Annotated in this window: 18 protein-coding genes; all 18 read left to right on the forward strand. The window is 69.5% G+C overall.

The window, feature by feature from the left end; translation table 11 throughout:
- The first annotated feature begins 32 nt into the window (after nt 1-32).
- Entirely contained in the window at nt 33-479 is a 447-nt protein-coding gene (locus tag IFT90_RS17480; RefSeq protein WP_371812053.1) for a type II secretion system protein, read from the forward strand.
- Between the two features lie 99 nt (nt 480-578).
- Nucleotides 579-1,985 (forward strand): type II secretion system protein, encoded by a 1,407-nt coding sequence (locus tag IFT90_RS01690; protein WP_192040718.1) that lies wholly within the window; start codon nt 579-581, stop codon nt 1,983-1,985.
- Nucleotides 1,982-2,656: a prepilin-type N-terminal cleavage/methylation domain-containing protein gene (locus tag IFT90_RS01695; protein WP_192040719.1), complete on the forward strand. Its 675-nt coding sequence runs from the start codon at nt 1,982-1,984 to the stop codon at nt 2,654-2,656. The genes IFT90_RS01690 and IFT90_RS01695 overlap by 4 nt, the downstream gene beginning before the upstream one ends.
- Nucleotides 2,656-4,422, forward strand: a complete 1,767-nt coding sequence (locus IFT90_RS01700; RefSeq protein ID WP_192040720.1) for a hypothetical protein — start codon at nt 2,656-2,658, stop codon at nt 4,420-4,422. The genes IFT90_RS01695 and IFT90_RS01700 overlap by 1 nt, the downstream gene beginning before the upstream one ends.
- Nucleotides 4,419-5,252 carry a prepilin peptidase gene (locus IFT90_RS01705; RefSeq protein ID WP_192040721.1) on the forward strand — a complete coding sequence of 278 codons (834 nt, stop codon included), beginning with the start codon at nt 4,419-4,421 and terminating at the stop codon, nt 5,250-5,252. Before IFT90_RS01700 ends, IFT90_RS01705 begins: the two co-directional genes overlap by 4 nt.
- Before the next feature lie 31 nt (nt 5,253-5,283).
- A complete protein-coding gene (gene pilM, locus IFT90_RS01710; RefSeq protein WP_192040722.1) occupies nt 5,284-6,333 on the forward strand; it encodes a type IV pilus assembly protein PilM in 1,050 nt (349 codons plus the stop codon).
- A complete protein-coding gene (locus IFT90_RS01715) occupies nt 6,330-6,992 on the forward strand; it encodes a hypothetical protein (protein WP_192040723.1) in 663 nt (220 codons plus the stop codon). The genes pilM and IFT90_RS01715 overlap by 4 nt, the downstream gene beginning before the upstream one ends.
- Before the next feature lie 4 nt (nt 6,993-6,996).
- Nucleotides 6,997-7,797, forward strand: a complete 801-nt coding sequence (locus IFT90_RS01720; protein ID WP_192040724.1) for a hypothetical protein — start codon at nt 6,997-6,999, stop codon at nt 7,795-7,797.
- Between the two features lie 139 nt (nt 7,798-7,936).
- A complete protein-coding gene (locus tag IFT90_RS01725; protein ID WP_192040725.1) occupies nt 7,937-8,491 on the forward strand; it encodes a DUF6121 family protein in 555 nt (184 codons plus the stop codon).
- A 334-nt stretch (nt 8,492-8,825) separates the two neighbouring features.
- Nucleotides 8,826-9,200 carry a 30S ribosomal protein S12 gene (gene rpsL, locus IFT90_RS01730; RefSeq protein ID WP_043593380.1) on the forward strand — a complete coding sequence of 125 codons (375 nt, stop codon included), beginning with the start codon at nt 8,826-8,828 and terminating at the stop codon, nt 9,198-9,200.
- Entirely contained in the window at nt 9,200-9,670 is a 471-nt protein-coding gene (gene rpsG, locus IFT90_RS01735) for a 30S ribosomal protein S7 (protein ID WP_123547680.1), read from the forward strand. The genes rpsL and rpsG overlap by 1 nt, the downstream gene beginning before the upstream one ends.
- An 84-nt stretch (nt 9,671-9,754) precedes the next feature.
- Nucleotides 9,755-11,869, forward strand: coding sequence for an elongation factor G (fusA, locus tag IFT90_RS01740; protein ID WP_192040726.1), 2,115 nt, complete (start codon nt 9,755-9,757; stop codon nt 11,867-11,869).
- 126 nt (nt 11,870-11,995) lie between these two features.
- Nucleotides 11,996-13,189 (forward strand): elongation factor Tu, encoded by a 1,194-nt coding sequence (gene tuf, locus IFT90_RS01745; protein ID WP_192040727.1) that lies wholly within the window; start codon nt 11,996-11,998, stop codon nt 13,187-13,189.
- Between the two features lie 160 nt (nt 13,190-13,349).
- Nucleotides 13,350-13,562: an Rv0909 family putative TA system antitoxin gene (locus IFT90_RS01750; RefSeq protein WP_192040728.1), complete on the forward strand. Its 213-nt coding sequence runs from the start codon at nt 13,350-13,352 to the stop codon at nt 13,560-13,562.
- A gap of 93 nt (nt 13,563-13,655) precedes the next feature.
- Nucleotides 13,656-14,630, forward strand: coding sequence for a DNA topoisomerase IB (locus IFT90_RS01755; RefSeq protein ID WP_192040729.1), 975 nt, complete (start codon nt 13,656-13,658; stop codon nt 14,628-14,630).
- Between the two features lie 115 nt (nt 14,631-14,745).
- Nucleotides 14,746-15,576, forward strand: a complete 831-nt coding sequence (locus IFT90_RS01760; protein ID WP_192040730.1) for a DarT ssDNA thymidine ADP-ribosyltransferase family protein — start codon at nt 14,746-14,748, stop codon at nt 15,574-15,576.
- A 451-nt stretch (nt 15,577-16,027) separates the two neighbouring features.
- Nucleotides 16,028-16,336, forward strand: coding sequence for a 30S ribosomal protein S10 (rpsJ, locus tag IFT90_RS01765; protein WP_043593369.1), 309 nt, complete (start codon nt 16,028-16,030; stop codon nt 16,334-16,336).
- Between the two features lie 17 nt (nt 16,337-16,353).
- Nucleotides 16,354-17,004 carry a 50S ribosomal protein L3 gene (gene rplC, locus IFT90_RS01770; RefSeq protein ID WP_191330343.1) on the forward strand — a complete coding sequence of 217 codons (651 nt, stop codon included), beginning with the start codon at nt 16,354-16,356 and terminating at the stop codon, nt 17,002-17,004.
- Nucleotide 17,005: the final 1 nt, after the last annotated feature.

A 17,005-nucleotide genomic window follows, 5' to 3' on the forward strand; every position in this document is an offset into this window, starting at 1 on the left:
CCTCTCCCGCACCCGATCCGAACGGACCAGTCATGTACTTCGCACTCATGGGCAAGCTCTCCGCCCGTCGTCAGAACCTCGCCCAGGACAAGGACAAGGGCTTCACGCTCATCGAGCTCCTCGTCGTCGTCATCATCATCGGCATCCTCGCCGCGATCGCCATCCCCGTGTACCTCGGCGTGCAGAACAACGCCAAGGACTCGGGTGTGAAGAGCGACCTCACGAACCTCAAGACCGCGGTGATCAGCATCCAGACCACGAACGGCACCTTCCCGGACTCGGTCGACATGAGCACCGGCATCCCCGCGGCCACCACCGGCCCGAAGTGGGCCGAGGCTGGCGTCACCAAGGGCACCGACACCAACGTCCTGAAGTACGTCAAGACGACGGCCGGCTTCTGCGTCGAGGGTCAGCGGACCGGCGGCGACGCATTCAAGGCGACCGAGACCAGCGGCGTCGTCAAGGGCAGCTGCTCCTAAGCATCACCTTCGGGTGGCGGGGCGCGCTGTCGACGGACACGCGTCCCGCCATCTTCTCTCATATCTGAGCCCTCGAACCCGACCGGGAGGTGACCCACCATGTTCCGACGCATCGACGACGTCCTCCGCCCAGCCTCCCCGGCGCAGCGCGACGCCGGACTCAGCCTCGTCGAGGTCATCGTCGCGATGATGGTGTTCACCATCATCTCGATCGGGGTCGCCTACACGATCACCAACTCGCTCGTCCTCACCCGCGAGTCACGGGCCAGGGCGGTCGCCACCAACCTCGCGGCTCAGGAGATCGACCTCCTCCGCAGCGTGGACGACGTCTTCAGCGTCGTCTCCAAGACCTGGGTCACCGAGGTCGGCGGCACCACCTTCACGATCGCTCGGAGTGCCGAGTGGACGACGTCCGCCACGAACTCGACCGCCTGCGGCACCGGCACCGGCACCCTGCAGTACAAGCGCGTCGAGGTCTCCGTGACGTACGCCGGCCAGCGCACGGTCAGCGCCCCGATCACCTCCGCCACCGTCCTGGCTCCCAACGGCCGCATCAACGACCCCGCCAAGGGCACGATCGTCGTGTCGGTCATCGGCGCCTCCGGCGCAGGCACCGAAGGCGTCACCGCCACCGTCAAGGCGGCGGCCAAGGACCCCAACGGTGCCGTCGCGCCTCCTGCTCTGGACCCGACCGACAGCTCCGGTTGCACCTACGCGCTCAAGGTGGCGCCCGGCAACTACGACGTGACCATCTCGAAGGCCGGCATGGTCGGTCTTGACCAGGCGGCCACGCAGACGACCACCCCCGTCACCGTCTCGGCGGGCGGGGCCGGCACCGCCTCCTTCTCCTACGACACGGCCATCTCGCTGCAGACGAACTTCGCGACGAACTTCCCGAGCCCCGTGGTGCTGCCGGGCAACCTCGACGTGACGTTCCGGAGCAGCGTGATGGGCGACTACACGATGTCCGCCGCCGCCACGAAGCCGGCGAAGCTGTTCCCCTTCTCGGGCGGCTACGCCGTCGTGGCCGGCAAGCACCTCGACCCGAGCACGGACCCCAAGACGAACGTCGTGTCGAGCTGCCTCTCGCCCGATCCTGCCGCGTGGGTCACGCCCGCGGCCGACAAGGCCATCGGGGCAGCCCCCGTGCCCGTGGGCGCTGCCCCCGGCGGGTCGGCCACGGTCGGCGTACCGATGGGCGTGCTGCAGCTCAGCAAGATCAGCGGCACGGTGAAGGTCGTGGCCGTGCAGCAGAAGACGGGCGCAGCCGGCGACCCCGGGTGCCTGGTCCCGTCCACCTACACGTTCGCCGCCGTCACGAAGGACACCCTGCTGGCCCTGCCGTTCGGGACGTGGTCGTTCTACACGGTGACGGACCTGCTCAACCTCGGGCTGATCACGTCGAGCAACCAGGTCAACCCCCAGGACTCCGTGCTCCGGACACGCGGATCGATCGACATGCCGACCAAGACCATCACGCTCGACCCGCGGGGGCTGACCCCGTGACCCGCCTCCGTGCTTCCCTCGCCGCACTCCGTGACCGGCGCGACGCCGGCGTCAGCCTGGCCGAGCTGCTCGTCGCCATGATGGTCTTCGCGATCCTCATCGCCATCACCGGCGGCTTCATGGTCAGCGCGTCCCGTGCCTCGTCGCAGACGCAGTCGATCGACTCGGCCACGCGGGTCGCCACCAACGGCATGACGGCCGTGACCCGCACGCTCCGTGCCGCGACCGAGAACCCCGTCAAGGGCCAGACCCTGCCCGACGCGGCGTTCCCGCAGGCCACGGCGAACGCCGTCACGGTCTACGCCTACGTCAACCTCGGCTCGTCCGACGCGACCCCGGTGATGGTGCAGTACTACCTCGACGGCACCGCCCTCAAGGAGAAGACCTGGCCCGGCGTCGTCTCCACCGACGGCTTCTGGACCTTCGGCACCACGCCCAAGACCCGCACCGTCGCGTCTCCCCTCGTGACGGGCACCGACCTCTTCGCCTACGTCGACGCCGACGGCGCCACCATCTCGCTCGCCGCCGGCGCGGTCCCCGCAGCCAAGATCGGTTCGATCGCCGCGGTCCGGGTCCGCGTCCAGGCGGGGACGGCCAACACCTCCGCCGCCTCCACCACGCTCGTCAACACGGTGGGCCTGCCCAACCTCGACATCGCCAGGGACCTCTGATGATCCGCCTCCTGCACGCCCGCCTCGTCCGGCTCCGTCGCGACGGAGCCGACCGCGGCGTCGCCCTGGCCAGCGTCATCGGGCTCGGCGCCGTCCTGCTGTTGCTCAGCGTCACCATGGCGTCCGTGGCGGTCAGCGGCACGGTGAAGGCCCGCGACGACTCGGACTTCAACGCGGCGATCGCGGCTGCGTACGCCGGCGTCGAGGACTACCAGAGCAAGCTCGCGAACAACAACGCCTACAGCCAGTACGGCGCGAGGGTCACGGCCTTCAGCACGGGCTCCACCTTCACCGGCACCGACGGCAACCTCGCCTTCGGCAAGGGCACGGCGGGAAGCTGGCAGACGGTCGGCGACGGCACGGGCGCCTCGTACCGGTACGAGGTCGACAACTCGAAGTACTCGACCGCCGGCACGCTGCGCATCCGGTCGACGGGCCGGGTCGGCGACACGACGCGGTCGGTCGTGGCCGACCTGAAGCAGGACGGGTTCCTCGACTACGTCTACTTCACCGACTACGAGATCAGCGACCCGGTGCTCTCGAGCACGTCCTGCTCGCCCAAGTACGAGTGGGCGGTCAACGACCGGCCCAGCTGCACCACCATCCAGTTCTCGGCGACGGACGTCATCGACGGCCCGATGCACACCAACGACACCATGAGGGTCTGCGGCGGCACCCAGTTCAAGGGGGCGACCACGACCTCGAGCACCCGGGCCAACCGGTACGTCGCGGTCACGGGCACCAACTGCACGGGGACGCCGAGCTTCGGCGGCCAGTCGAAGCCGGCCTACGCCCAGGCGATCACCATGCCTCAGACCAACGAGGCCATGCGCCAGGAGACGCGGACCGACCTCAAGACGACCACCGTCCCGAACCCCGGGTGCCTCTACACCGGACCCACCCGCATCACGTTCAAGTCGGCCGGCACGATGAACGTCTACTCGCCCTACACGAAGGCCACGCAGATCGAGTCCGACCCGAGCAAGGGGACGGCCCCCGCGATGTGCGGCACGCCGGGCGACGGCGGCAAGGGCGGCACGCTCGGCAGCGTCGGCGGGCAGGACGTCACGGTCCCGGCGAACAACCTGGTCTACGTCCAGGACGTCCCGGCGTCGTCGACCGACGTCAACTACTGGAGCGGGAAGCCGACGAACTTCAGCTGCCGCAACGCGGACGACTCGGCCGCCGGCAACGGGCTCGGGTTCCCCGCCAAGGACGAGGTGAACGCCACCTACAGCTGCACCGCAGGCGACGTCTTCGTCCAGGGCACGCTCCAGGGCAACGTGACCGTCGCCGCGCAGAACTTCGTCTACGTCACCGGCGACGTGAAGTACTCCGACGTCTCGAAGGACATGCTCGGCCTCGTCGGCACCAACGCCGTCTACGTCTACAACCCCGTCAAGAACTACGGCACCAGCAAGAACCCGGACATCGGGCTCATCGACCGCACGAAGTCGAACCGTGTCATCCAGGCAGCGCTCCTCTCCGTCTCGCACACGTTCACGGTCCAGAACTACGCCGCCGACAGCGGCAAGCCCAAGGGCACCCTGCAGGTCCTCGGCTCGATCTCGCAGAAGTTCCGCGGCCCCGTCGCGACCAGCGGGAACGGCGACAGCGGCTACACGAAGGCCTACGTCTACGACCCGCGCATGCGCTACACGGCCCCGCCCAAGTTCCTCTCGCCCGTCTCGACGAGCTACGGCATCACGCAGGTCGTCGAGAGCAAGACCGCCGTCGCGGCCTCGGGCAAGGAGCTCGTCCCGTGACCGCCCTCCTCCTCGCCGCCCTCACCGCCGGCGGCCTCGGCCTCCTGATCGGCTCGTTCCTCAACGTCGTCGTCCACCGCGTCCCCGCGGGCATGTCGATCTCGTCGCCGCCGAGCGCCTGCCCCGGCTGCCACTCGCCGATCAAGGCGTACGACAACGTGCCCGTGCTCAGCTGGCTCGCCCTCAAGGGCCGCTGCCGCAGCTGCCGCACCGCCATCTCGGCCCGCTACCCGATCGTCGAGCTCGCCACCGGCGGCTTCTTCGCCCTCGTGGCGGCCGCCGTCTGGCCCTGGACAGCCGTGCCGACCGAGGCCGCACCGCTCGTCGCGGCGTTGCTCGAGCTCGTCGCGTTCCTCTGGCTGGCCGGCGCGAGCGTCGCGCTCGCGATCATCGACGTCGAGCACCACCGGCTGCCCGACGCGATCGTGCTGCCGTCGTACGCGGTCGGCCTCGTGCTGCTCGGCGCCTCCTCGGCCCTGTCGGGCGAGTGGGACGCACTGCTCCGCGGCGTGGTCGGCATGGCCGCCCTGTTCGTCTTCTACCTGGCCCTCGCCCTCGTCAAGCCCGGGGCCATGGGTCTCGGCGACGTCAAGCTCGCCGGCGTGCTGGGCCTCTTGCTCGGCTGGCTCGGCTGGGGCGAGCTCGTCGTCGGTGCTTTCGCCGCCTTCCTGCTCGGCGGCCTCTTCTCGATCGTCCTGCTCGCCACCCGTCGTGCCCAGCGCACCGGCGGCATCCCCTTCGGCCCCTGGATGCTCGCGGGCGCCTGGGTCGGCGTGCTCGTCGGCGGCGCTGTCGCCGCCTCCTACCTCCAGCTCCTCAGCGTCGCGTGACCCCGACCTCACGCAGAAAAGAGACCACCCCATGACGAAGAACATCGTCGGCGTCGACATCGGCAGCCGATCGCTCCGTGCGGTCGAGGTCGCCGACGTCGACAAGCCGCGGCCCACCGTCGTCCGCTTCTCCGAGATGGCCCTCAGCGACGGCGCTGCCAGCCGCGGAGAAGTGCTCGAGCCGCAGACCGTCGCCAGCGCCCTCAAGCAGCTCTGGAGCGCCGGCGGCTTCAAGAGCAAGAACGTCGTGCTCGGCATGGGCAACCAGCGCGTGCTGGCCCGCGACCTGACCGTGGCGAAGGCGTCGCGCGAGCGGATCCGCGAGTCGCTGCCGTTCCAGGTGCAGGACATGCTGCCCGTTCCCGTCGCCGACGCTCTGCTCGACTTCTACCCCTACAAGGAGAGCGAGGGCGAGAACGGCCCCGTGCTCAACGGCCTGCTCATCGCCGCCGTCAAGGACGCCGTCCTCGGCAACGTCCGCGCCAGCAAGCTCGCCGGGCTGTCGACCATGGGAGTCGACCTCATCCCGTTCGCGAACACGCGCCTCCTGGTCAACCGCCCCGGCCTCACCGGCACCGTCGCCCTGATCGAGATCGGCCACAGCACCTCGTCCGTGATCGTCGTGACCGACGGCGTGCCGCAGTTCGTCCGCATCATCCCCTCGGGCGGCGACGACGTCACGCAGGCGATCGTCGCCAAGCGGGGCATCTCGGTCGAGGAGGCGGTGGCCGTGAAGCGTCAACGAGGCCTCAGCACCGTGATCACCAACGCCGAGGAGCAGGCCTCGTCGGCTGCGATCTTCGAGTCGGTCAACGAGCTGCTCGGCAGCTTCCGCAACACCGTCCAGTACTTCGTCAACACCCGGTCGACCGAGACGATCTCGCAGATCGTCCTCGCCGGGGGCGGCGCCCTGCTGCCGGGCCTCCCGGACGCGCTGTCCGAGGTGACACGCCTGCCCGTGGTCGTCGCCGACCCGTTCGCCACCGTCGCGTTCGGCAAGAACGTCGACGAGGCCGCCCTCCGCGGACGCGCCTCCGACATGACCGTCGCCCTCGGGCTCGCCCTGGGGAGCGCCGCATGAGCCGCACGAAGAAGACCGCCACGGCGGTCGTCGGGGGACTGCCCCGCGTCGACCTGCTGCCACCGGAGGTCCGGGCCGAGCGGCACGCCGGTGTCGTCGTCCGACGTGCCTGGATGGGGGTGGCCGTCGCGGCCGTCGTCGTCGCCATCGGCGCGGGAGGGGCCACGATCGTCTCGATCGAGGCGAACGACGAGCTGCTCGCCTCGCAGGCCGAGACGCAGCAGCTGCTGATCGAGCAGGGCAAGTACACCGAGGTCCGCGAGGTCAAGTCGGACATCCAGCTGCTCACCGCCGCGCAGACGGTCGCCGGCGCCGCGGAGATCCCCTGGCCCTCCTACCTCGCGCAGATCCAGGCGACCCTGCCCGCCGGGGTCACCGTGACGACGATCACGATCGACCAGGCCTCGCCCATCGCCGACTACCAGCAGTCGGACACGCCCCTGCAGGGGGCTCGCGTGGGCACCGTGACCTTCACTGCCCAGAGCACGACGCTGCCGAGCGTCCCGGACTGGCTCGACGGCCTGGCCACGCTGCCCGGCTACACGGACGCCACGCCCGGCTCGGTCACCCTCGAGGAGGGCGTCTACGAGGCGACCGTGACGATGCACATCGACCAGGGCGCGTTCTCCAACCGCTTCGCCCCGACTGAGAGCGAGTGACCTGATGGACCGTAACCGCATCAAGCTGATCATCGCGATGGTGAGCGGCGTCGCCGTGCTCGCCCTCGGCTTCTTCCTCGGCGTGCAGCCGCAGCTGACGGCCGCCTCGACCGCGGCCGAGCAGAAGGCGACCGTCGACCAGCAGAACGAGGGCATCCGGGCGACCGTCGAGCAGCTCATCGCCGAGAACGAGGGCCTGTCCGGCCTCGAGGACGAGCGTGACGTCAAGCTCGCGTCCGTGCCCGCCGCGCCCGACATGCCCGCGCTGATCCGTCAGCTGGACAAGATGGCAGGCGAGGCCGGCACCGTGGTGACGTCGTTCACGGCGGCCGACCCCGTGTCGTACGTCGCGCCGGCGTCCGCGACGGCTCCGGCCGCGGCGGCGCCCGCGGAGGGCACCGAGTCGTCGGAGGGCACGGACGACAGCGCCGACGCTGCTGCTGCCGCGCCGGCCGAGGCCGCCCTGCCGACCGCCCCGGCGACCGTCACCGACCCTGCCGTGACGACGGCGAACTTCTCCACGATCGCCGTCACCGTCGACATCCAGGGCTCGTACGACCAGGCGCTCGACTTCGTCGACCGCATCCAGAAGGGCCCGCGCCTGTTCCTCGTGACCGCCATCACGAGCAGCGAGCCCGAGGAGGGCAGCGAGACCGCCGAGGGCCAGACCTGGACGGTCGGCGGCCTCGTCTTCGTCCTCCAGGACGGCGAGACCGCCCCCGCCGACGGCGACGCCACGACGACGGCGCCGACGCAGGCCGAGGGCACCGACGAGGGCACGGACACGACCGCCAGCGGTCGCTGACCCGCCGACCCGCGCCTCCTGCGCCGGGTCCTGCCTCCAGGGCCCGGCTGCTCCTCCCCAGGGAGGAGCCGGGCCCTCCCGCTGCCCGCACCCGTCCTCGCCCGCTGCCTGCGGACGCCCCGCGGCGTACCCTCGCCTCATGACCCGTGCCGTCTACGCCCTGATGGCGAGCGTCCTCTTCGGCGCCCTGCTCGTGGCGACGGCCGGCTTCGAGAGCCTGCTGCTCGACCGCGACGTCACCGGCGAGCCCGACGCGGGCCCCTTCCTCGGCCCGGCCATGGGCGGCGCCGCGCTCCTCGTCGTCCTCCTGGCCCTGATGCGCTCGGCCGCGCTCGCCGACGCCCGCGACGGGGGAGCGCCGGAGGTGCGGGGAACGTTCCCCGCCCAGCCCCTGCACGACGCCCGCCCGGCCAGCCGGGGCCCGCGCCCCGGAGACGAGGGCGGCGGCGTCCCCGGTCCCCGACCCGCGCCTCCGAGCCCCTGGCCCGCGGTCGTCTCCGCGGCCGCCGCCGTCTGGGCGGTCATGCTCCTCGTCGGGAGCGTCGGCTACGCCGTGGTGCGCGGCGAGGTCGTCTGGCTGGTGCTCTTCGCCGCCCGCTACGCGCTGTCGCCGTTCGTGCTCGGCGCGGTCGTCTGCGCCGCCCTCGTCGTGCTCGGCACGCTGCTGCTCTCGAGGGCCGAGCCCGCCCGCTGACCGGGCGGGGAGGCGCCTGGCCGTTCGCCGTGGGCGTCCCGTCGCAGCCCGGAGACATTTGATTAACCCCCTGGCCGAAGCTATGCTCTATCGGGTGTGCGCTTCATCGCGCGCCCGAAAATCCCGCTCGTACCACGGTCGACGACCCGGCACGAGCAGGGTCACACCGTCCCCCAGCTGCTCCGCGTGCTCGTCACGCGGCGGTCGCCGGGCGGGGCAGGGCCTCATCTGGCCCGGTCCCGACGAGACGAGGACGCCGACCATCCGGTCGGACAGAGCAGAGCACTGCACGGCGCAGCACCGGCCGAGAGCAGAGCGCAACCAAGGAGAACCAGTGCCAACCATCCAGCAGCTGGTCCGCAAGGGACGCACGCCGAAGGTCGTCAAGACCAAGGCCCCCGCCCTGCGGTCCAACCCCCAGCAGCGTGGCGTGTGCACCCGCGTGTACACCACCACCCCCAAGAAGCCGAACTCCGCGCTCCGCAAGGTCGCCCGTGTGAAGCTCTCCAACGGCACCGAGGTCACCGCCTACATCCCCGGCGAGGGCCACAACCTGCAGGAGCACTCGATGGTGCTTGTGCGCGGCGGTCGTGTGAAGGACCTCCCCGGCGTGCGCTACAAGATCGTCCGTGGCGCCCTCGACACCCAGGCCGTGAAGAACCGCAAGCAGGCTCGTAGCCTCTACGGTGCGAAGAAGGACAAGAAGTAATGCCTCGTAAAGGACCCGCGCCCAAGCGCCCCGTCGTCGCCGACCCGGTCTACGGTGCGCCGATCGTCAGCCAGCTCGTCAACAAGATCCTCCTCGACGGCAAGAAGGGCCTCGCCGAGCGCATCGTCTACGGTGCTCTCGCCGGCGTCTCCGCCAAGAACGACCAGGATGCCGTCGTCACGCTGAAGAAGGCGCTCGACAACGTGCGCCCGACCCTCGAGGTGCGTTCGCGCCGCGTCGGCGGCTCGACCTACCAGGTCCCCGTCGAGGTCAAGCCGCACCGCGCGAACACGCTCGCGCTCCGCTGGCTCACCACCTACGCCAAGGCTCGTCGCGAGAAGACGATGACCGAGCGCCTCATGAACGAGATCCTCGACGCCTCCAACGGCCTCGGCGCCGCTGTCAAGCGCCGTGAGGACACTCACAAGATGGCCGAGGCGAACAAGGCCTTCGCGCACTACCGCTGGTAACAGCCACGGAGGCGCGGTGTGCGCACGACGTGCACCGCGCCTCCTCGGCTCCCGCTTTCCCCACCTACCCCTTCGGAGGAACCTGTGGCACAGGACGTGCTCACCGACCTGAACAAGGTCCGCAACATCGGCATCATGGCGCACATCGATGCTGGCAAGACGACGACGACCGAGCGCATCCTGTACTACACCGGCATCACCCACAAGATCGGTGAGGTCCACGACGGTGCGGCCACGATGGACTGGATGGCGCAGGAGCAGGAGCGCGGCATCACGATCACGTCCGCCGCGACGACGTGCTTCTGGAACAAGAACCAGATCAACATCATCGACACCCCCGGCCACGTCGACTTCACGGTCGAGGTCGAGCGCTCGCTCCGCGTCCTCGACGGCGCGGTCGCCGTGTTCGACGGCAAGGAGGGCGTCGAGCCCCAGTCCGAGACCGTCTGGCGTCAGGCCGACAAGTACGACGTGCCCCGCATCTGCTTCGTCAACAAGATGGACAAGCTCGGCGCCGACTTCTACTTCACGGTCGACACGATCATCAACCGCCTGGGTGCCAAGCCCCTCGTCATGCAGCTCCCGATCGGTGCGGAGTCCTCGTTCGAGGGCGTCGTCGACCTGGTCGAGATGCGCGCGCTGACGTGGCGCGGCGACTCCAAGGGAGACGTCGAGCTGGGTGCGAAGTACGAGATCGAGGAGATCCCGGACGACCTCAAGGAGAAGGCCGCGGAGTACCGCGCCAAGCTCCTCGAGACGGTCGCCGAGTCGGACGACGTGCTGCTCGAGAAGTACTTCGGCGGCGAAGAGCTCACGATCGACGAGATCAAGGGCGCTGTCCGCAAGATGACGGTCAACAGCGAGCTCTACCCGATCTTCTGCGGCTCCGCGTTCAAGAACCGCGGCGTCCAGCCGATGCTCGACGCGGTCATCGACTACCTCCCCTCGCCGCTCGACGTGCCTCCCATGGAGGGCCACGACGTCCGTGACGCCGAGAAGATCATCATCCGCAAGCCCGAGTCGAGCGAGCCGTTCTCGGCCCTCGCCTTCAAGGTCGCGGTGCACCCCTTCTTCGGTCGCCTCACCTATGTCCGCGTGTACTCCGGCTCGATCGAGTCGGGTGCCCAGGTCATCAACTCGACCAAGGACAAGAAGGAGCGCATCGGCAAGATCTTCCAGATGCACTCCAACAAGGAGAACCCGGTCGACAGCGTCACCGCCGGCCACATCTACGCGGTCATCGGCCTGAAGTTCACCACCACCGGTGACACGCTGTGCGACCCGTCCGAGCAGATCGTGCTCGAGTCGATGACGTTCCCCGAGCCCGTCATCGAGGTCGCCATCGAGCCGAAGACGAAGGCCGACCAGGAGAAGCTCTCGCTGGCCATCCAGAAGCTCGCCGAGGAGGACCCGACGTTCCGCGTCGAGCTCAACGCCGAGACCGGCCAGACGGTCATCAAGGGCATGGGCGAGCTCCACCTCGACATCCTCGTCGACCGCATGAAGCGCGAGTTCAACGTCGAGGCGAACGTCGGCAAGCCGCAGGTGGCCTACCGCGAGACGCTCAAGAAGGGCATCGAGCGCTACGACTACACCCACAAGAAGCAGACCGGTGGGTCGGGTCAGTTCGCCAAGGTCCAGATCGCGCTCGAGCCCTTCGAGGTCACGGCCGAGTCGACCTACGAGTTCGTCAACAAGGTCACCGGCGGCCGCGTCCCGCGGGAGTACATCCCCTCGGTGGACGCCGGCATCCAGGACGCCATGCAGGTCGGAGTCCTCGCGGGCTACCCGACGGTGGGCGTCCGGGCGCTGCTCCTCGACGGTGCGGCGCACGACGTCGACTCGTCGGAGATGGCCTTCAAGATCGCTGGGTCGATCGCCTACAAAGAGGCGGCTCGCAAGGCCCAGCCCGTTCTCCTCGAGCCGCTCATGGCGGTCGAGGTGCGTACGCCCGAGGAGTACATGGGCGACGTCATCGGCGACCTCAGCTCGCGACGCGGGCAGATCTCGTCGATGGAAGACGCCAGTGGTGTGAAGGTCGTTCGGGCCAGCGTGCCGCTGTCGGAGATGTTCGGCTACGTCGGAGACCTGCGGTCGAAGACCTCGGGTCGTGCCGTCTACTCGATGACGTTCGAGTCGTACCAGGAAGTCCCCTCGGCCGTCGCCGAGGAGATCATCCAGAAGAACAAGGGCGAATAGTCCCGAATCTCGCGGCCGTTCCTCGACCGCGTAACATGTACACACACCAATCCGCAGTGTCCGGTAGGCCGGGTCATCGACCCGGCCCCCGGCCCCACTGCAACCGAGTCCTGAGGAGGACCCACAGTGGCTAAGGCCAAGTTCGAGCGGACCAAGCCGCACGTCAACATCGGAACGATCGGTCACGTCGACCACGGCAAGACCACGCTCACCGCGGCGATCACCAAGGTGCTGCACGACAAGTACCCGACCCTCAACGAGGCGTCGGCCTTCGACCAGATCGACAACGCGCCCGAAGAGAAGCAGCGCGGCATCACGATCAACATCTCGCACGTCGAGTACCAGACGGAGAAGCGTCACTACGCTCACGTCGACGCTCCCGGTCACGCCGACTACATCAAGAACATGATCACCGGCGCGGCTCAGATGGACGGCGCGATCCTCGTGGTCGCCGCCACCGACGGCCCGATGCCCCAGACGCGTGAGCACGTCCTGCTCGCCCGCCAGGTCGGCGTGCCCTACATCGTCGTGGCCCTCAACAAGTCCGACATGGTCGACGACGAGGAGATCCTCGAGCTCGTCGAGATCGAGGTGCGCGAGCTCCTCTCCAGCCAGGACTTCGACGGCGACAACGCCCCCGTCGTGCAGGTCTCCGCTCTCAAGGCCCTCGAGGGCGACGAGAAGTGGGCCGCCACGGTCGCCGACCTGATGGACCAGGTCGACGAGAACGTCCCCGAGCCCGTCCGTGCCACGGACCAGCCCTTCCTCATGCCCGTCGAGGACGTCTTCACGATCACCGGTCGTGGAACCGTCATCACCGGTCGTGTCGAGCGCGGCATCCTGAAGCCGAACGACGAGGTCGAGATCGTCGGCATCAAGGAGAAGTCGTCCAAGACGACCGTCACCGCCATCGAGATGTTCCGCAAGACCCTCGACGACGCGCGCGCCGGTGAGAACGTCGGACTCCTCCTCCGCGGCACCAAGCGCGAGGACGTCGAGCGCGGCCAGGTCGTGGTCAAGCCCGGCTCGATCACGCCCCACACCGAGTTCGAGGCGAACGTCTACATCCTCTCGAAGGACGAGGGCGGCCGTCACAACCCGTTCTACGCGAACTACCGCCCGCAGTTCTACTTCCGCACCACCGACGTCACGGGTGTCATCACGCTGCCCGAGGGCACCGAGATGGTCATGCCCGGCGACACGACTGAGATCACCGTCCAGCTGATCCAGCCCATCGCCATGGAAGAGGGCCTGCGCTTCGCCATCCGCGAGGGTGGCCGCACGGTCGGCGCCGGCACGGTCGTCAAGATCCTCAAGTAGCACCTGCCGCACCAGCACCACCCGAACACCCGAGAGGGGTCGGGCCCGAGAGGGCCCGGCCCCTCTCGTCGTGCGCCGGGGGCACGAAGGGGGTGCGTCGATCGCCCTTTCGCGGCAGAGTGGTGGCGAGCCGGAGATGCCGGCCCAGAGGAGGCGCACCATGGCAGGCTTCGACGACATCACCAAGAAGGCCCAGGAGTTCCTGAAGGACGGCAAGGTCCAGGACGCCCTGAAGAGCGAGAAGGCCGAGGGCGTCAGCGACACGATCCTCGACGCCGTCGCCGGCGCCGCCGACAAGGCCACCGGGGGCAAGTACAGCGACAAGATCGCTCAGGCGAAAGAGCAGGCCGACAAGAAGATCGGCGACCAGTAGCCCAGGTCCTCCCGACGCCCCGTCCTCTCCAGGGCGGGGCGTCTCCTGTGCCGGGGCCGACCACGCGGCCTGCCTCGGTGGTTCGATCGACTGATGCCGCGCCTCCGCAGGACGAACTCGAGCTCCCCGGGCCTCACGCGCGTCCGGAGCGGGGCGGGCTTCACCTACCGTGACGCGGACGGCGCCACCGTCACCGACCCCGAGCTCCGTGAGCGGTGCGAGCACCTGGGCATCCCCCCTGCCTGGACGGACGTCTGGATCGCCCCGTACGCGAACGGGCACATCCAGGCGACGGGCGTCGACGGCGCCGGGCGGCGCCAGTACATCTACCACCCGACCTGGCGTGAGCAGAAGGACCGCCTCAAGTTCGACCGCGCCCTCGCCCTGGCCGAGTCCCTCCCCGCGGCGCGACGTCTCGTGACCCGCGACCTGCGCCTCGATGAGCCGGTACGTGACCGCGCCCTCGCGGCGGCCTTCCGCATGCTCGACACCGGCTCCCTGCGGGTCGGGTCGGAGCGGTACGCCGAGCAGCACGGCAGCCACGGCCTCAGCACCTTGTTGTGCGCGCACGCGAAGGTGTCGGGCGACGTCGTCTCGCTCGCCTTCCCGGGCAAGAGCGGCCAGGACTGGGACTCCGAGATCCGAGACCACGACCTCGCGACGGTCGTGCGCAGCTGCAAGCAGCGCGGCGGACGGGCTCGCCTGCTCGCCTGGCGTCCCGAGGCAGGCTCTCCTTGGCGACCGCTGCACGCCTCCGAGATCAACGAGTACGTGAAGCTCCGCGCGGGGGACGACTTCACGGCCAAGGACTTCCGCACCCTTCACGGCACCGTCGCCGCCGCGGTCAGCCTCGCGAGGACGGGCCCGCAGGCGGGAGCGGGCCGGAGGAAGGCTGCCGTGTCGCAGGCCATGCGCGACGCGGCCGACGTGCTCGGCAACACCCCGTCCGTCGCCCGCTCGTCGTACGTCGACCCCCGTCTCGTGGACGCCTACCTGCACGGCGAGACCATCGACCCCGGCCGCCTGGGGTCGGCGGAGACCGAGGTGCGGTCGCTGCTCTTTCGCTGACCCGGGGACGAGGAGGCGCCCCGCCGCCCCACGGGCGGTCGCGAGCGGGTGGCCCCATGACGTACCGTAGAGGGTTGCGTCCGTTCGAGTCGGGCGCTCGAGAGGACCAACTGCAGTGACTGACGAGTGCATCCACGGTTTCGAGCGAGAGCTGTGCGACATCTGCGCACCGCGCAAGCGGGAGCCCCTGCTCGACGCTGACGGGCAGGCACGGACGCTGGTCACCAAGCGCCGCGCGCCGTCGCGCAAGCCCGAGTCGCTGCGCAGCACGCCGGCCCTCGCCCGGGACTCCGCCGCCGTGGCGGTCGCTGCGCAGTCCGCCGCTCGCGTCGCGCCCGCGTTCGAGGCGCAGCGCGTCTACCACTGGACCCACGTGAGCAACCTGCCCGCCGTGTTCGCCGCGGGCGAGCTCGTCCCCGCCGCCGAGGCGGCCCCCGTCCTCGACGTGAGCTCCGAGGCGACACGCGCCCTCCGCGCCGGCGTGACGACCGCCTCCGGCTCCGCCGTGGCCGCGCACGTGCCCTTCTCCCTCTCGCCGCACGCCTCCGCGTGGGAGGTCCTCCGCTCGGGTGCCGAGGGCTACGAGTGGTCCGACGCCGCCCGCAGCGCGAAGGCGACCGACTTCGTGATGCTCGTCGTGCCCGTGACCGCGCTGGAGGACGACTTCGTCGTCACCGAGCGCGACGCCGCCGTGCAGGGGGTCCGCTCGGCGGCTGGCGTCGACGCCGCCTCCTCGATGGTGCGCCGCTTCTCGCTCGCCGACCCCGACCTGCTCGAGCCCGAGGTGCTCGTCCCGCACGCCGTCCCGCTCGACTCCGTCATGCTGATCGGCGTCCCGAACGACAAGATGCGCGACCGGGTCAAGCAGCTGCTGGTCGAGGCCGGGGGTGCGGCCCCTCGCGTGGCGGTCTACCCGCCGTGGTTCCGCCCCGCCGAGACGGCCTGACGACGGCCTGAGGAAGACCCGAGGGGGCCCGTCCGGCCCCCTCGACAGCGTGGCCGACATCCACGACACGCCCGGGTTGCAGCTTGTGCCCAGGTGTGGCAAAATCGTCTAGTTCAACATTCCGAGCTCGCCGTGCGCGAGTGCCGGATCACTGCCAGGCAGTGCACAGACGCAAGACGTCTGGGCCGCGGGTAGCAGGACACATCTCACACAGGAACACCGCCAGGGCCGAGCTCTGCGCGACGGTGGACACGATGATGACCTCCCCGAGGTCCTCTCGCGCGGAACCCGTCGGGCGGCCGCCCGCATCGTTCCCGAGATGGCTTGACACCAGAACAGCGGTACGCGAGGGCGACAGCCCTCGGAGATCGTGTAGAGCCAGATGTTCGCCCAGCGAACAGCGTCAGGCGGCCCCCGAGGTGCGCGACGTCCGAACGAGAGAGAGTCACACATGGCGGGACAGAAGATCCGCATCCGGCTGAAGTCGTACGACCACGAGGTCATCGACACCTCCGCGCGAAAGATCGTCGACACGGTCACCCGCGCGGGCGCCACGGTGGTCGGCCCCGTGCCGCTGCCGACCGAGAAGAACGTGGTCGTCGTGATCCGTTCGCCCCACAAGTACAAGGACTCGCGCGAGCACTTCGAGAAGCGCACGCACAAGCGCCTCATCGACATCGTCGACCCGACGCCCAAGGCAGTCGACTCGCTCATGCGCCTCGACCTCCCGGCCGACGTCAACATCGAGATCAAGCTCTAGGGGAGGCGACCATGACCATCAGCAGCACCAAGAACGTCAAGGGCCTCCTGGGCAAGAAGCTCGGCATGACCCAGGTCTGGGACGAGAACAACAAGCTCGTCCCCGTCACCGTCGTGGAGATCGCTCCCAACGTCGTGACCCAGATCCGCTCGCTCGAGAAGGACGGCTACAGCGCCGTCCAGATCGCCGCCGGCCCCATCGACCCCCGCAAGTCGAACAAGCCCGCCACGGGCCACTTCGACGCCGCGGGCGTCACGCCCCGCCGCCACCTCACCGAGGTCCGCACCGCCGACGCTGCCGAGTACGCGCTCGGCCAGGAGCTCACGGCCGCGACCTTCGAGGCCGGCCAGAAGGTCGACGTCGTCGGCACCTCCAAGGGCAAGGGCTTCGCCGGTGTCATGAAGCGTCACAACTTCAAGGGCGTCAGCGCCTCGCACGGTGCGCACCGCAACCACCGCAAGCCCGGCTCGATCGGTGCTTCGTCGACCCCCAGCCGTGTCTTCAAGGGCATGCGCATGGCCGGTCGCATGGGTGGGGACCGCGTCACCATCCTCAACCTCACGGTGCACGCCGTCGACGCCGAGAAGGGTCTGCTGCTCGTCAAGGGCGCCGTCCCCGGCGCTCGTGGCCGCATCGTCTTCGTCCGCACCGCCGTGAAGGGGAAGTAGC

It is taken from the genome of Frigoribacterium sp. CFBP 8766, assembly GCF_014841435.1.
Classification (GTDB): domain Bacteria; phylum Actinomycetota; class Actinomycetes; order Actinomycetales; family Microbacteriaceae; genus Frigoribacterium.

Excerpts from the sequence above, each read along its gene's own strand:
- IFT90_RS17480 (WP_371812053.1), top strand. The coding sequence starts at position 33 with ATGTACTTCGCACTCATGGGCAAGCTCTCCGCCCGTCGTCAGAACCTC.
- IFT90_RS01690 (WP_192040718.1), top strand. The coding sequence starts at position 579 with ATGTTCCGACGCATCGACGACGTCCTCCGCCCAGCCTCCCCGGCGCAG.
- IFT90_RS01700 (WP_192040720.1), top strand. The coding sequence starts at position 2,656 with ATGATCCGCCTCCTGCACGCCCGCCTCGTCCGGCTCCGTCGCGACGGA.
- pilM (WP_192040722.1), top strand. The coding sequence starts at position 5,284 with ATGACGAAGAACATCGTCGGCGTCGACATCGGCAGCCGATCGCTCCGT.
- IFT90_RS01715 (WP_192040723.1), top strand. The coding sequence starts at position 6,330 with ATGAGCCGCACGAAGAAGACCGCCACGGCGGTCGTCGGGGGACTGCCC.
- IFT90_RS01720 (WP_192040724.1), top strand. The coding sequence starts at position 6,997 with ATGGACCGTAACCGCATCAAGCTGATCATCGCGATGGTGAGCGGCGTC.
- IFT90_RS01725 (WP_192040725.1), top strand. The coding sequence starts at position 7,937 with ATGACCCGTGCCGTCTACGCCCTGATGGCGAGCGTCCTCTTCGGCGCC.
- rpsG (WP_123547680.1), top strand. The coding sequence starts at position 9,200 with ATGCCTCGTAAAGGACCCGCGCCCAAGCGCCCCGTCGTCGCCGACCCG.
- IFT90_RS01750 (WP_192040728.1), top strand. The coding sequence starts at position 13,350 with ATGGCAGGCTTCGACGACATCACCAAGAAGGCCCAGGAGTTCCTGAAG.
- IFT90_RS01755 (WP_192040729.1), top strand. The coding sequence starts at position 13,656 with ATGCCGCGCCTCCGCAGGACGAACTCGAGCTCCCCGGGCCTCACGCGC.
- rpsJ (WP_043593369.1), top strand. The coding sequence starts at position 16,028 with ATGGCGGGACAGAAGATCCGCATCCGGCTGAAGTCGTACGACCACGAG.